This window comes from Paraniabella aurantiaca, from assembly GCF_050309965.1.
GTDB lineage: Bacteria > Bacteroidota > Bacteroidia > Chitinophagales > Chitinophagaceae > Niabella.
Window position 1 is genome coordinate 974,851 of sequence record NZ_JBLOSY010000001.1, and the last position, 12,643, is coordinate 987,493.

The following is a 12,643-nucleotide window of genomic DNA, read 5'->3' on the forward strand; positions in this document are numbered from 1 at the left end:
GAAAATATTTAGGTAGAGTTTATCCACTTTGAGTAAGATGTAGAGAAGGCAGCAAAAGCGGTTGAGGAGAGCCTTTGCCGAATGCATATGCAGATAGTTTGCGTAAGGGCATCTGATCTTTAAATCATTTGCTGTGATTACTTTTTGGGCTGCGCGGAAGCGTGGCCCTTTTTCTTTTATAGCGTGTACCTACAGGTACCGCGCTCTCCATTGCAACTCCTCGTCCCTGTGGGCTTTCCATCACAATCGCTCACGCAATGAAAAAAACACCAGCCAGAAAGTTTTGAAAGGAACGGTATAGTAAAAGCCCCGAAAATATAAAAATAGGAATTGGGCCCTCCCTTCCAAAATCAACCGGTAAAAAGGCAGCTAATTTCTTGCATTCAAAGCTTGATCGAAAACCAAAAGACTGCTGCTCAAAACACCTGGGTCAACAACAATGCTGCTCTTATCTCCCTGCTTTTGATTTCCGGCTTTGCCTGCACTGTCATGCTGCTTTCTTTTTTCCGGTTTTTCTTTTGGAAAAATGATTTGCGAAACAAACAAAACACATCAGGACGACCGGAATTAGTGAACCAAATTTTTTTAAATCTAAAAAGTACGATTATGAACATCATCGGAAGACTGACAGCAGATGCGCAGGTTCGCAGCCTGTCAAATGACAAACAAGTAGTTAATTTTTCTGTAGCCGTTAACGACAGCTACCGTAACAAACAAGGAGAGCGGATTGAACAAACCACCTTCTTTGATTGTGCCCTCTGGAACCGGCCAAAAGTAGCCGCTATCCTGAAAAAAGGGGCGTTAGTTGAGCTGTCCGGACGGGTAATCCCACGGGCATGGATTAACAAAGACGGCGAAGCCAAAGCGGGGTTAAACTTCAACACCGCAGCTATTACGCTACACAGCAGCGGCAAAAAAAACAGTGAACAACCTGTCACTAATAACTCACAGGCTGAAACTGATGACCTGCCGTTCTAATCCAATTCTTTAAACATCATTTCATATCAAAATTATTTTATCATGGCACATAATTTAAATTATAACGAAAAAACCGGACGTTACTCATTTTTCAGTGTTCAGCAAAAAGCGTGGCACAACCTCGGTCAAATCGTAGACCAGTACCCTACCAGCGCAGAGGCAATGATATACGCCGGGCTGGACTACGAGGTTATTAAATCACCACTGTATACAAAAGTTAATGACGATAGCGAAAAGCAGGTTCCCCACTATTTTGCAAACATTCGCACCGATAACAATACTGTTTTAGGTGTGGTTGGTAAGGATTATCAAATCGTGCAAAACAGGGAAGCCTTTTCTTTCTTCGACGCTATTGTAGGCGGCGGCGATGGTATTCTGTATGAAACAGCAGGCGCACTTGGAAACGGTGAACGTATTTTCATCACCGCAAAACTACCCGGTTATATTCGGGTTGGCAATGGTGACGATGTAACCGAGAAATATATTTTCCTTACAACCTCGCACGATGGCAGCGGAAGCATTACTGCAGCATTTACCCCCATCCGCATTGTTTGCCAAAATACACTCAACGCAGCACTGGGCGACATGAGCAATGTAGTACGTATTAAACATACCGCAGGAGCAAAAGAACGATTCGACGATGCGCACCGTATCATGGGTGTAGCCAATGTCCTGAGTATTCAGATGGAAGAAATATTTAACCAGTGGGCAAAGGTCAGCATTAACGATAAGCAGGTAAAACGACTGATAGAACACGCCCTTTGCCCCAATAAGGAAACTTTCGACCTGCTGAAAAAAGGGGCTACCGATGAACTATCCTCCGTTTTTAAAAACAGCATTAACGATGCCTTTGCCTATGCCATGACTAGCGAAACACAGCAAATGGAAACCACTAAAGGCACTTTATTCGGAGCCTACAACGCCGTAACCGGTTACTATCAAAATGTAGCCAAATACAAAAGCGAGGAAAAGAAACTGGATTCCATCATGAACGGAAGCGCACAAAAAAGAGCGCAAAAGGCCTTTGACCTGTGTAGATCTTTCGCTGAAATCGGTTCAGATATTTTTCTCATGAATTAATCACCACCGGCAGCCGTCAGCTGGCGGCTGCCTTTTCAAATTCAAAATCATGGGCAAACCATTTTCCGCCGACAGGCTGGCAGCCATCCGCAGGATGCGTAAAGCAAGACGATTGAACAAAGCACAACCGCTTTTTGCCTTCGACCTGCTTTGTAGCACCTATCCCGGTTATACCTACGAAATGTTTTTGGAAGACCTGCGCAGGCGCAGCAAACCAAAGAAGAAACGAAAAGGTAAATCTCCGCTGATGCGTTACGGCAGATACGCCCGGATGCAAAAAATGAAATCCGAATTTCTAAACACGGGAGAAATTAAATATGCCCTAAAGGCGGAACAACTACGCAGGAAATTGACCCACCCCTACCGTTTGCAGGTACAGGTTGCCGGAGAAAATTGGGAGTACACATTTTCAGCCTTGATAGAAATCGAACAGATTGAAAGCCTGGCTTTGGAAGTCCGCCAGCACAAGACAAGAGAAGCCGTAAACAATTGCATTGACAGCTTCCGCAAATACGCTCACACTAAATAAACAGTTATGAAAACAAACACATTCTTTGCTATACGCAGCCTGATAAAAGGCATTGAATACCCACAGGCACCAATTCAACAAGGCCTGTTCGCTGAAGACTTTGCCGAACAGCATGGATTTAAATTTAACCGGCTGGCAATGCTTACGATAGAAATCCATTCCATACACCAACCGCTTGCAGGCGCACCCTCTTTATATGAAACCCTGATAATTGGACAGGAGAGCCTTACGGATTGTTTGCTACACATCTGCATCCGGGGCCAGTACTCCTACCTGACAGTTGCCAGCGCCATTAAAAGTACCGGCGTTATTACTGTAAGCGAGGATTACAATGAAGCTATCCTGATGAAAAAATTATCAACTAGGCAAATCGAAGAAATATTTGAATACATCTGGAATAACATGACCTGTATAGAACCACTAATAAACAATTCAGAGGACTAATAAGTGGTAGTCCTGTTAATTACAAAACAGACATAAAATGGCATACGAAACATTAAATGATTTTATAGACTGGTGTTTTAACCGCTTTGTAGAACATAACAGAGAAGGGAAATACACCGTGGCAGGCATTTATCACGACATCCTAAAAAAGCACTTTGAATGGAATTTGAAAGGCAGGCGGCTAACGACCCAGCGGCAACGTGCAAAAAACAGGCTGCATGATATTATGCATGCCATGAAAGCCGGGAAACTAGACAAGCTGACCTACACAGGTGAAGAAGGGAAAAAGGAATTCAATGATGTTATCGCGGCCTACGAAAAACAACTGCAAGACTTCGGCTATCCCGAAGAAACTATCAATGAGTTAATCATCATAAAAAAAGAAAATTATGGACACTAATTTTTTCAAACAAATAGAAGCACTTAACCTGACAGGCGATTTAAATATCACTATTGCCAAAGGAGCCGAACAGGGATTAGTAGTTTCTGTTTTTTTACAAAATGACCAGTGTGGAGACAATGCAAAAAAGCTTATCCCACCTTACACCCTTAAAGGCACGGCCACCGAACTGGATGAGGGATTTATTGCAAAGGTGACTACACCATTACAAACGGCTTCCGGTCTGATGGTCGATATGGAAGCCTACATGAAACAACTAGAAGAAGTCAAAAAACAATCGGCGATTGAAAAAGACAAGGAGAGTAAAATCAAAAAAGAAAAAGATGCGAAGGACAAGAGGTATAAAGATGCTATGCAAAAAGTGGATGAATTGGATAAGGCCGGGAAATTCAGGGACGCATGGATGAAAGTACCACACACCAGCGAATTTCCAGACCACGCCGAAACCATCCGAAAACGAAAAGCCTCGCTTTCTCAAAAATTCTCACCGGATTTATTTGAAGCTGCCGGGGACAATACACCACCAGCAAAAGAAACTACCGAACCTCAAACCCCTAATGAAGACTATCCGGAGGAGTGGGACAATGATAACGACCTAGAGGAGGACGAGGAACTGCACGATGAGCAGCAATAATTAATTCACACTAAAAAATATTACTATGTTACTAGCAACACAACTAGAAAGGGTATTCATTTTTCAGGATAAAGAAAAAGAAATCAGGCTGACCGACCCGGAGCCAAAATGGAGTACACAGGCTGTTTTAAATTTTTACTCGAATACCTATCCCGAACTGACAACAGCCAAAATATCCGGGCCATTAATTAAGGAGGACGCCGTACAATACCGTTTTGAAACTGTAATAGGAACCAAAGGATAATTAAATACTAAAGCAATGAACCATGCAACAACACATAATAAAGCTACCCGCAGAACTAAAGCAAAAAAAACTCCACATCCAGTTGGGTTCCTTCGTAAGAAGAATGCAACGAAAGCAGGACGCAGCAGAGCTGCAAAAGGACAAGCTAAAGGCTGTGCCGGTAACCATGCTACCAATGCTTTTTTAAGCACCTCTTTTTTACCAAAATTAGAGTTGCCGGAAACACCTCTAATCTTCAGGGATAACGAAAAAGCAGTTAGGGACTTTTATAAGTCCCTAACTATTCTTTCCAGTCAGACACCAATAAAACCAGCATTAACAAAACAGTACGGCTATCCCTATAATATTGCAATGGCGTTATCCGACCTCAGGCAACAGCTAGGCGACAAAGAAGGTAACCTTGTTTTGGTAGAGCATAAAAGCAGGGTGTTTTTTGCCAGACAAGAACAGTATAATACCAGCCAGACCCTATTTTATATACCGGTTGAGCCTTTATACCTGATGCTTAAAAGCCGGGAGTACAAAAGAGGTGCAACGCTACTATTATCTGTATGCAGCTACCTGTATAAGATAGCAGATGTACCCTATCACCGGCAGGAAAACTCCTACCTCTATTGGATGTATGACAGAATAATGGAGATGCAAAGGGAAGCCTTTGAGGAAGAAGGTGAAATAGACCCAGTGATAACCTCAGAGCATAAAAAGGTGGAATTTATTGGAGACAGGATTGAACAAAAAATCAGGAGGCAGGAAAACCTTACATGGTTCTCTCGTCGCCTGTCCTCATTTAAGAGCCGCAGCAAATTTGAAACGCAGTGCTTTGAGCTGGCAAAAAAGTATTTTGAATTATACCGGCAATATCCCACTACACCAGTTCATACTAAAATACGCGGTATACCACAAAAGGATGATGAGGATATGCACTTCATTTCATGGGAAAATTATATATCCTTTTATGCAAAGTCAACCGGAAGATTATCAGATGAACTCATTGAAATGATAAACTATGATTTACAGGAGTACACCTATATTGATGAACCTGTTATCTACCAGCCCATTAATGGGCGCAGTCTGAAAGGAGAAAATTTTGATTTTGAAAAACGACTGTTTCCCCTATTTGATGAACTCACCATTTTATTAGATAACTATAAATAATCAATTATGAAAGATATTACTGGCAGCTTCGGCACCCTCTATTTTCCTAAAGCCGCTTTGATGATTTACCATACTAAGGATGATAAAAGAAGCACCTATGTTGAGTATTTTGATATAGATAAAAACGGCAGCCCTGTCAATGCACACCCCCTTTCAGTGAACGAAGCCCGGCAACTGGCAAAGGCTTTAAATACAACCGTTGAAAAAAAGGAAACCTTATTAAAGCCCGCTGGCATAATGGATGCGAATGTATTATACCTCGACCAGCAGCAACGAAAAGTGATTTGGTACACTAAGGCGCAACAGAAGAAATTATACTTTACCCCTTTATCGGGTATTGCTAATGGTATAGCGAACATCCCGCCATTAGTATGGATAGCTGGGGATCAGGGATTACACATCTTCGCTTTAGCAGATAATAAAAGACCCTCTATAACAACAAAACTTTTTCACGCCCCATTTTTCAATGTGTATGAAAGCGGCGGGGTATGTATGGGCACCGTAGATACCACCATCAAAAAAACTGCTTCGCTAGAGGAGTTTGTCAGCGCCTGGGAGGCCAGTTTCTTTAATAGTAAGTTCAGTCACCTGATGCAAGCCCATAACCCCATAAATGGCAACTGTGTACAGCTTTGGGATAGCCTTGTTGGTACTGATAAGCCCTTCCCGATGGAAGTCTTAACCCCTTCTAAAAAAACAGTCAAAAACTTTATTTCATGAAAACATCAAAATTAAAAGTCCATTTTACGGACAATGAATTGCTGCAACCGACCAACCCGCTAACCGTAAACCTCATAGGCGGAGGCGGCACCGGCTCCAAAGTATTAACCTGTTTAGTTGAAATGAACCATAGCTTAATCATGCTGGGCCACCCCGGTTTGGACGTTAGGCTATGGGATGATGATATAGTGACAAATGCCAACCTCGGACGGCAACGGTTCGCTGAATCTGAAACCGGCATGAACAAAGCAGTGGCACTCATCAACCGGGCTAACCGTTGGGCCGGTACTAATTGGAAGGCAGAAACAAGAAAGTTTGGAATAGCCACATTAAAACAGTCGGGTGAAAACGTAGCCGCCAATATTTACATTACCTGCGTAGACAATGTTGCTACCCGCTTTGAAATGGCGGAGTTCCTGAAAATACCCCGACCCAGATACAGCTATGACCAGCCACTCTATTGGATGGACTACGGTAACAGCCGCTACACCGGGCAGGTCATCCTGTCCACCGTCGGAAAAATCCAACAACCCAAGTCCCGCAAATATGAACCCGTAGCAAATCTTCCCTTTATAACCGATGAATACCCCGACCTGTTGAAACAATCTGAAACAAAAGACGATACACCAAGCTGTAGTCTTGCCCAAGCATTAGAACAACAGGATTTATATATTAACGGTGCGCTTGCCCAGTTGGGCAGTTCTTTACTATGGGGAATGTTCCGCAATGGGTTAACGGAACACCGGGGCTTTTTTCTTAACCTCAAAGAGTTCCGGTCAAAGGCCATCCCCATCGGCTGACGGGGTGCCTGGCGCCGCCGGGAGGTCAGCCCTCCCCCTGGTCGGGCTGACCTCCCGGCGCTCAAGCGGAGCAACCACTTGATTAAAATGGAATAGCCAGGCTTCAGGGCGGCCCTCATTTTAATCAACAGGTCGCGGTATTTGTTTGTACTTTTTCCTTTGAAAAAAGATGCTGTTCCACGATTCAACCGTTTTTTGTAAAATGACACATTTAGTAAAACAAGACAACTTCTAACATTTAACCAGCAACAATAAGATTTGATGTTTATGATTCTTTCGATAATATCTGCCCGAAAAGTAGGTATTTTAAAATCATCCACATTTGTTATCTGTTGTAGTCACAATGCAGAAAATTATCGATACTCCTATTTTTTTAATTTCTTAAAAATTGATCTCGCCGTTTCTAAATCCATTGCCTCCATATCCACAAGCTTCAGCGATTTAACCATATGAACCGTCGTTGTTTTATACTTTTTGAAATGCTCGGTCTTTAAGTGCGACTGATAGGCTTGTTGGTCTTTATACATTTCCAATATCCGTACCTGAGCCGGATTGTCCTTTTGAAACATCGGGAAAATGGCAATTACCCCCCTCTCCAGCCTTACAGATGCCGCTGCTTCCTCCTTCAGGATCGTTTTGTATTCATCCAGGTGTTCGGGATATATCTCGATTTCTGAAATGCGTACCATCATTTCCTCTTGTTGCGCTTGAACAGCCTCATTCATACTGATAAACATTATTATTGCCAGGATAGCCTTTAAGGAATTGCTAAAACAAATTGGGTATTGAAAAGTATGCCTAGTCATTTTATCATTTTTTTTTGGATTATTTCTTCATTTTTAAAAAAACTGCGCGTGCAGTTTCAGCCTGCTCCTTACTTACATTTTTTTCAATGATATCGAACACCGCTTTCAACTGTTCTGCTGTAATTCCTGTGTTCATACCCATTCCAATATGCGCCTGCAGTTGTCCGGCTGTACCTGTCATGGCTGCCAAAGCGGAAATGGTGACCAATTCCCTTTGCTGATAATCCAGCACATCGCTGTCAAAAATGTCTGCAAAAAGATGCTCTTTCAGGAAAGCATCAATACGTGGAGCAAACTCCCCAAAACCCGGTGCCGGTTTCGCCTGTGGTGATTTGGTCAATACTTCGAGCGTTTTTCTTCCACGTTCATAGGTGTCCGAACTGTCCTTTACCGGCGTTGCTTCTTTGCCGACTTCGTCTTTTATCCCTTTAGCCTTCCTTTCTTCCAGTACCTGCATAAAAGTATTGATGCCGTTTAAGCTGCGTGGGAAACCGCAATAAGCATATAATTGTACCAGGGCTTCCTCTACTTCGTTTATGGTAAGCCCGGTATCCAGTCCTGTATTTAAATGTAATTTTAGTTTTTCAATATTTCCGGTTGCAGTTAATGCTGAAATAGCAGCTAGGCTCTGCTGACGAGCATCTAACTGTTGGTTTGTATTTTTATTATTCTGTGCATCCATATTTATTGTATTGAAGAGGACAACTAGGGGTAGCATCCATCTTAGAAATTCACGCACTTTCATCATCTTAAATATTTGTTGTTATTTCACAGCTTCCTTATAGTGGTCATCGGCAACAGGCTCCAGCCAGTTATTCTGATTAGTCTGGGGATTGCAGGCGATGGCAAGATGCGAAAACCAACTGTCAGGTGCTGCTCCGTGCCAGTGTTCCACATTTGGTGCTATTTCTACTACATCACCCGGCTCCATACGAACGGCGCGTTTTCCACGCTCCTGGTAGTAACCTATACCACCAACGGCCACGAGTATTTGTCCGCCGGTATGACTGTGCCAGTTGTTGCGGCATCCCGGCTCGAAAGTAATGTTGTTCATAGGCACGTTCAGGTCCTTATTGGACGTTAGCGGTGCGTTCCATGATTTTCCGCTAAAGTATTGAGCGTATGCTGTGTTTTCCGCTCCCGTGGGAAAGTCACTGATCTTTGGGACTGTTGTTTCCATTGTATTTTGTTTTTTATTTTCATTGCACGCTACCTGGAAAATGAGGTTTCCTGTAAGAAGGGCAACTAATATAATTTTTAAACCCATTTTCATATTACGGATTATTTTTTACGCGTCATCAAATTCCTTATTCTAACTCAAAAGTGACCGTAACATTTGCAGACCCCAAAGCCGCGGCCAGTCCGGAAGCATCATTAACAGTGCCAAGCCTTGTGTAACTGTAAGAGGTTGAAAACCCTTTATAAAATAATACCAATGTTCGGGAGCCGTACAGCATCAGGTCCCCGTTTTTTATATTACCTGGGCTGGATGAATTTGTTGGAAGACTTTTTGACAAATCGTAATATTTTTCGTTGCCATTCAGCTCGGTCATAATAATGGTGAGCGGTAATAGCTCCTTAAATGCCTTAGCTGAATTATTATCCAAAATTGTGGCTGCGAAAGTTTTTGAACCAACCTTTATCCTGATTGTACTGCCTGTCATAGAACCATTATTATTATCCATTATGTTGCTCTCAGTCTTAATGCTGTTATCTTCTTTATTGCAGGCAATAGCGCCGCAACCGGTAATTAATATGAAAAATGCAAAAATTAAAATTGAAAATTTCATGGTCCTATTTTAAATGTTCTTTAAAAAATGCTTCCAATTTATCAAAGGGAATTTTATCCAGTTGATCGTATAAATCAACGTGAACGGCATTGGGGATGATCATCAACTCTTTGGGTTCGGCTGCGTTCTTGTATGCATCTTCTGAAAAATAACGGGAATGGGCCTTTTCTCCGGCTATCATCAACATCGGTCTTGGCGCTATCTCTTTGATATACGTTAAGAGAGGCATATTCATGAATGACAAGGTATTTGTTGCTGTCCAGGCGGCATTAGAGTTGAGCGACCGTGGATGAAAACCTCTTTCCGTTTTGTAGTAATCATAATACTCTTTTACGAACTGCGGTGATTTTTCGTTGGTTTGTCCTAATCCATTTGCAGGATATTTAGGAGTGCCATTTTTAGCATCTTCCCAACGCTGCAAGCTCATTTCGGTTAACATCTTTGTTCGCTGCTCCAGTGTCAGTGACCTAAAATAGCCTTCAGCGTTTACCCGGGACATGTCGTACATGCTGGTGGTAACAACCGCTTTTACCCGCTTGTCAACCGCAGTGGCATTTAAAGCAAATCCGCCAAAGCCACAAATGCCAATGATGCCAATTTTGCTACGGTCAATATTTTTCTGTATGCCAAGAAAATCTACTGCTGCACTAAAGTCTTCGGTATTAATATCGGGCGATGCAACATTGCGGGGTTCTCCACCACTTTCTCCGGTATACGACGGGTCAAATGCCAATGCAGCAAAACCGCGTGCTGCCATTTGATTGGCATACAATCCTGATGATTGCTCTTTAACAGCACCGAAGGGCCCGCTGATTGCAATAGCCGGTAAAGGAGCGCTGCCCTCGTTTTTAGGCAGATACAAATCGCCGGTAAGTTGAATGCCATAACGGTTTTTGAATGTCACCTTTTGACGGGTAACTTTATCGCTAAGTTGAAAAGTGTAATGTTCAGTAGGAGTCATTGTTGCTGATTTTTGTTTTGACTTTATTTGACTAAATGCTTGTGTAATTAAGAGCATTACAATGATTGAGAGTGCTGTTCTGCGTTTCATATATATAGTTTAAATCGACTTAATAATTTTCGCCGGAACCCCGCCAACAACTTTATTATTCGGAACATCTTTGGAGACGACTGCCCCAGCTGCGACTATGGAGTTTTCGCCGATAGTTACTCCGGGTAGAATGGTGGCATTGGCACCGATCCACGCATTTTTTTTAATGTGAATAGGTCCGGGTACAAGTGAATGTCTGTTTTCCGGGGAAACAGGATGCCCTTCCGACAATAAACTAACCTTTGGCGCAATCTGTACATTGTCTTCTATGGTAATACCCCCCAGATCCAGAAAAGTACAGTCGAAGTTTATAAATACATTTTTGCCGATTCTGGTATGCTTACCATAATTGATGTATAAGGGCGTAAATACAGCAACGCTTTCATCGATGTCCGTTCCCGTGATCTGACTTAACAGTTCCCGGATCGCCACCGGATCTGAAGCATTGTTCATCTGGAGGAGCAGCTTTTTCGTAGCATAGGAAGCCTCCCGCATTCTATTGGCTTGCGGGTCTGCAGAAAGGATAATTTCTCCAGCCCTTAATCGTTCAAAAATATCTTTTCCGTTTGTCATATTTTATTAATCTATTGTAAACCAATCCTTTGATTATGTGCGGTTATATGTCCGTTCAAATACATCTGCAAATTTCGACAGTATTCCCTGAATGGGCTTTATACAGAATACAGTTCCTTTTACCAGTTTTACTGATTTTGCCATGGTTTGAAAGATGAGGTGTTCCCGTGTACTAAATTTGTATTGTAATCATTAATGATATGGAACGAATTGAAAGAATGGATACGGTAAAACAATACAATGACTATGCGGGTGTAGACACTTTGCACCCGTTGGTAAGTGTTGTAAATTTCAATGAATTGCCCACCATCCAGCATTTTAAACGCTACATGAGTGTTTACGCTGTGTTTCTCAAGAATATTAAATGTGGCGATATGCTATATGGATGCCAGCCATACGACTATGAGGATGGTACATTGGTTTTTGTTTCCCCTGGGCAGGTGTATGGGATAGACAGCAAAGGTGTGGTTACTAAACCGTCCGGTTATGGATTGATCTTTCATCCGGACCTGATTAAAGGGACACAATTGGGAAAAACGATAAAGGATTATTCTTTTTTTTCTTATGAAGTGAATGAAGCGCTGCATTTGTCAAAAAAGGAACGAAAAACAATCGTGGATTGCCTGGAAAAGATAGCCGAAGAAATTGAACAGAATATTGATAAGCATAGCAAAACGCTTATTGTTTCGAATATTGAGCTTTTCCTGAATTATTGCCAGCGGTTCTACGACCGCCAGTTTATTACCCGTAGTATTGTTAATAAGGACATCCTGGTGCGATTTGAAAATTTATTGGACGATTATTTTAAATCTGGCAAAGCACAGGATTCAGGTTTACCTACGGTAACCTGGTGTGCAGAAGAACTGCATCTGTCCGCCAATTACTTTGGCGACCTGATAAAAAAAGAGACCGGTAATACGGCTATGGATTATATACAATCACGCGTAATTGACGAGGCAAAAACGAGAATATATGATGTTTCTAAAACGATAAACGAAATATCGACCGAATTGGGCTTTAAATATCAGCAGCATTTTACCCGTCTGTTTAAACAAAAAACAGGCGTAACACCTGTTGAGTACCGCAATTTGAATTGACAATAATTATTCTTCAGTGCTTATTCCATTTCAAAAGTAACGATCACATTTCCCGATATGGGTATGTGGCAATACTTGCTTTATCCATTCACTTTGCTTTGTTCTTCCAGGACAGCCTTTAAGTTTACCAAATCTTCGTACCTGGGATCAACCAATACGCTGGCTGCATTCGCATCCTTACAAAAATTAAGACAATTCTGTACAAACGAAGGCACGTCAAGTACAGTAATGGCTTTATTTAACTTTATTTGAGCCGGCAGCTCCACACTTTTAAAATAATCTTCCAGCAGTTTTATTTCCTGAGGGGACGGGGTTTGACGCATAAAACGCAATTTAATGATT

The 12,643-nt window shown here is 42.1% G+C and carries 18 protein-coding genes; 11 read left to right on the top strand and 7 right to left on the bottom strand.

The features are described 5' to 3' along the window. Positions 1-390 precede the first annotated feature (390 nt). The 10 genes from ACLOAU_RS04330 to ACLOAU_RS04375 are packed head-to-tail and all read left to right on the top strand — an operon-like array spanning position 391 to position 6,984. Complete coding sequence (locus ACLOAU_RS04330; RefSeq protein WP_427860617.1) at positions 391-978, top strand: single-stranded DNA-binding protein; 588 nt, start codon at positions 391-393, stop codon at positions 976-978. Between the two features lie 42 nt (positions 979-1,020). Then, entirely contained in the window at positions 1,021-2,058 is a 1,038-nt protein-coding gene (locus ACLOAU_RS04335; protein WP_427860618.1) for a DUF932 domain-containing protein, read from the top strand. Positions 2,059-2,107: 49 nt separating this feature from the next. Next, positions 2,108-2,587 (top strand): hypothetical protein, encoded by a 480-nt coding sequence (locus ACLOAU_RS04340; protein ID WP_427860619.1) that lies wholly within the window; start codon positions 2,108-2,110, stop codon positions 2,585-2,587. Positions 2,588-2,593: 6 nt separating this feature from the next. Continuing rightward, a complete protein-coding gene (locus ACLOAU_RS04345) occupies positions 2,594-3,031 on the top strand; it encodes a hypothetical protein (protein ID WP_427860620.1) in 438 nt (145 codons plus the stop codon). A gap of 37 nt (positions 3,032-3,068) precedes the next feature. After that, complete coding sequence (locus ACLOAU_RS04350) at positions 3,069-3,431, top strand: hypothetical protein (RefSeq protein ID WP_427860621.1); 363 nt, start codon at positions 3,069-3,071, stop codon at positions 3,429-3,431. After that, complete coding sequence (locus ACLOAU_RS04355) at positions 3,421-4,065, top strand: PRTRC system protein E (protein WP_427860622.1); 645 nt, start codon at positions 3,421-3,423, stop codon at positions 4,063-4,065. Before ACLOAU_RS04350 ends, ACLOAU_RS04355 begins: the two co-directional genes overlap by 11 nt. Before the next feature lie 25 nt (positions 4,066-4,090). Beyond that, positions 4,091-4,309, top strand: a complete 219-nt coding sequence (locus ACLOAU_RS04360) for a PRTRC system protein C (RefSeq protein ID WP_427860623.1) — start codon at positions 4,091-4,093, stop codon at positions 4,307-4,309. 15 nt (positions 4,310-4,324) lie between these two features. Then, positions 4,325-5,464, top strand: coding sequence for a hypothetical protein (locus tag ACLOAU_RS04365; RefSeq protein WP_427860624.1), 1,140 nt, complete (start codon positions 4,325-4,327; stop codon positions 5,462-5,464). Between the two features lie 6 nt (positions 5,465-5,470). Beyond that, positions 5,471-6,184: a PRTRC system protein B gene (locus tag ACLOAU_RS04370; protein ID WP_427860625.1), complete on the top strand. Its 714-nt coding sequence runs from the start codon at positions 5,471-5,473 to the stop codon at positions 6,182-6,184. Then, positions 6,181-6,984: a PRTRC system ThiF family protein gene (locus ACLOAU_RS04375; protein WP_427860626.1), complete on the top strand. Its 804-nt coding sequence runs from the start codon at positions 6,181-6,183 to the stop codon at positions 6,982-6,984. Before ACLOAU_RS04370 ends, ACLOAU_RS04375 begins: the two co-directional genes overlap by 4 nt. A gap of 365 nt (positions 6,985-7,349) precedes the next feature. Here the strand turns inward: ACLOAU_RS04375 and ACLOAU_RS04380 are convergent, their stop codons facing one another. The 6 genes from ACLOAU_RS04380 to ACLOAU_RS04405 form a co-directional block, all read right to left on the bottom strand. Further along, entirely contained in the window at positions 7,350-7,709 is a 360-nt protein-coding gene (locus tag ACLOAU_RS04380) for a putative quinol monooxygenase (RefSeq protein WP_427860627.1), read from the bottom strand. Positions 7,710-7,809: 100 nt separating this feature from the next. Further along, positions 7,810-8,472, bottom strand: coding sequence for a carboxymuconolactone decarboxylase family protein (locus ACLOAU_RS04385; RefSeq protein ID WP_427860628.1), 663 nt, complete (start codon positions 8,470-8,472; stop codon positions 7,810-7,812). Between the two features lie 81 nt (positions 8,473-8,553). Then, positions 8,554-8,970 (bottom strand): cupin domain-containing protein, encoded by a 417-nt coding sequence (locus ACLOAU_RS04390; protein WP_427860629.1) that lies wholly within the window; start codon positions 8,968-8,970, stop codon positions 8,554-8,556. 127 nt (positions 8,971-9,097) lie between these two features. After that, positions 9,098-9,580, bottom strand: coding sequence for a cyclophilin-like fold protein (locus ACLOAU_RS04395; protein ID WP_427860630.1), 483 nt, complete (start codon positions 9,578-9,580; stop codon positions 9,098-9,100). Between the two features lie 4 nt (positions 9,581-9,584). After that, positions 9,585-10,631: an alpha/beta hydrolase gene (locus tag ACLOAU_RS04400; RefSeq protein ID WP_427860631.1), complete on the bottom strand. Its 1,047-nt coding sequence runs from the start codon at positions 10,629-10,631 to the stop codon at positions 9,585-9,587. 9 nt (positions 10,632-10,640) lie between these two features. Then, on the bottom strand, positions 10,641-11,204 hold the full coding sequence (locus ACLOAU_RS04405; protein WP_427860632.1) for a sugar O-acetyltransferase: 564 nt from the start codon (positions 11,202-11,204) through the stop codon (positions 10,641-10,643). 200 nt (positions 11,205-11,404) lie between these two features. On the opposite strand from ACLOAU_RS04405, the gene ACLOAU_RS04410 reads away from it, so the two are divergent. Further along, on the top strand, positions 11,405-12,301 hold the full coding sequence (locus ACLOAU_RS04410; RefSeq protein WP_427860633.1) for a helix-turn-helix domain-containing protein: 897 nt from the start codon (positions 11,405-11,407) through the stop codon (positions 12,299-12,301). 80 nt (positions 12,302-12,381) lie between these two features. Here the strand turns inward: ACLOAU_RS04410 and ACLOAU_RS04415 are convergent, their stop codons facing one another. Next, positions 12,382-12,624 carry a DUF6965 family protein gene (locus ACLOAU_RS04415; RefSeq protein ID WP_427860634.1) on the bottom strand — a complete coding sequence of 81 codons (243 nt, stop codon included), beginning with the start codon at positions 12,622-12,624 and terminating at the stop codon, positions 12,382-12,384. Between the last annotated feature and the right edge of the window lie 19 nt (positions 12,625-12,643).

Excerpts from the sequence above, each read along its gene's own strand:
- ACLOAU_RS04335 (WP_427860618.1), top strand. The coding sequence starts at position 1,021 with ATGGCACATAATTTAAATTATAACGAAAAAACCGGACGTTACTCATTT.
- ACLOAU_RS04340 (WP_427860619.1), top strand. The coding sequence starts at position 2,108 with ATGGGCAAACCATTTTCCGCCGACAGGCTGGCAGCCATCCGCAGGATG.
- ACLOAU_RS04345 (WP_427860620.1), top strand. The coding sequence starts at position 2,594 with ATGAAAACAAACACATTCTTTGCTATACGCAGCCTGATAAAAGGCATT.
- ACLOAU_RS04350 (WP_427860621.1), top strand. The coding sequence starts at position 3,069 with ATGGCATACGAAACATTAAATGATTTTATAGACTGGTGTTTTAACCGC.
- ACLOAU_RS04355 (WP_427860622.1), top strand. The coding sequence starts at position 3,421 with ATGGACACTAATTTTTTCAAACAAATAGAAGCACTTAACCTGACAGGC.
- ACLOAU_RS04360 (WP_427860623.1), top strand. The coding sequence starts at position 4,091 with ATGTTACTAGCAACACAACTAGAAAGGGTATTCATTTTTCAGGATAAA.
- ACLOAU_RS04365 (WP_427860624.1), top strand. The coding sequence starts at position 4,325 with ATGAACCATGCAACAACACATAATAAAGCTACCCGCAGAACTAAAGCA.
- ACLOAU_RS04370 (WP_427860625.1), top strand. The coding sequence starts at position 5,471 with ATGAAAGATATTACTGGCAGCTTCGGCACCCTCTATTTTCCTAAAGCC.
- ACLOAU_RS04375 (WP_427860626.1), top strand. The coding sequence starts at position 6,181 with ATGAAAACATCAAAATTAAAAGTCCATTTTACGGACAATGAATTGCTG.
- ACLOAU_RS04380 (WP_427860627.1), bottom strand. The coding sequence starts at position 7,709 with ATGAATGAGGCTGTTCAAGCGCAACAAGAGGAAATGATGGTACGCATT.
- ACLOAU_RS04385 (WP_427860628.1), bottom strand. The coding sequence starts at position 8,472 with ATGGATGCACAGAATAATAAAAATACAAACCAACAGTTAGATGCTCGT.
- ACLOAU_RS04390 (WP_427860629.1), bottom strand. The coding sequence starts at position 8,970 with ATGGAAACAACAGTCCCAAAGATCAGTGACTTTCCCACGGGAGCGGAA.
- ACLOAU_RS04395 (WP_427860630.1), bottom strand. The coding sequence starts at position 9,580 with ATGAAATTTTCAATTTTAATTTTTGCATTTTTCATATTAATTACCGGT.
- ACLOAU_RS04400 (WP_427860631.1), bottom strand. The coding sequence starts at position 10,631 with ATGAAACGCAGAACAGCACTCTCAATCATTGTAATGCTCTTAATTACA.
- ACLOAU_RS04405 (WP_427860632.1), bottom strand. The coding sequence starts at position 11,204 with ATGACAAACGGAAAAGATATTTTTGAACGATTAAGGGCTGGAGAAATT.
- ACLOAU_RS04410 (WP_427860633.1), top strand. The coding sequence starts at position 11,405 with ATGGAACGAATTGAAAGAATGGATACGGTAAAACAATACAATGACTAT.
- ACLOAU_RS04415 (WP_427860634.1), bottom strand. The coding sequence starts at position 12,624 with ATGCGTCAAACCCCGTCCCCTCAGGAAATAAAACTGCTGGAAGATTAT.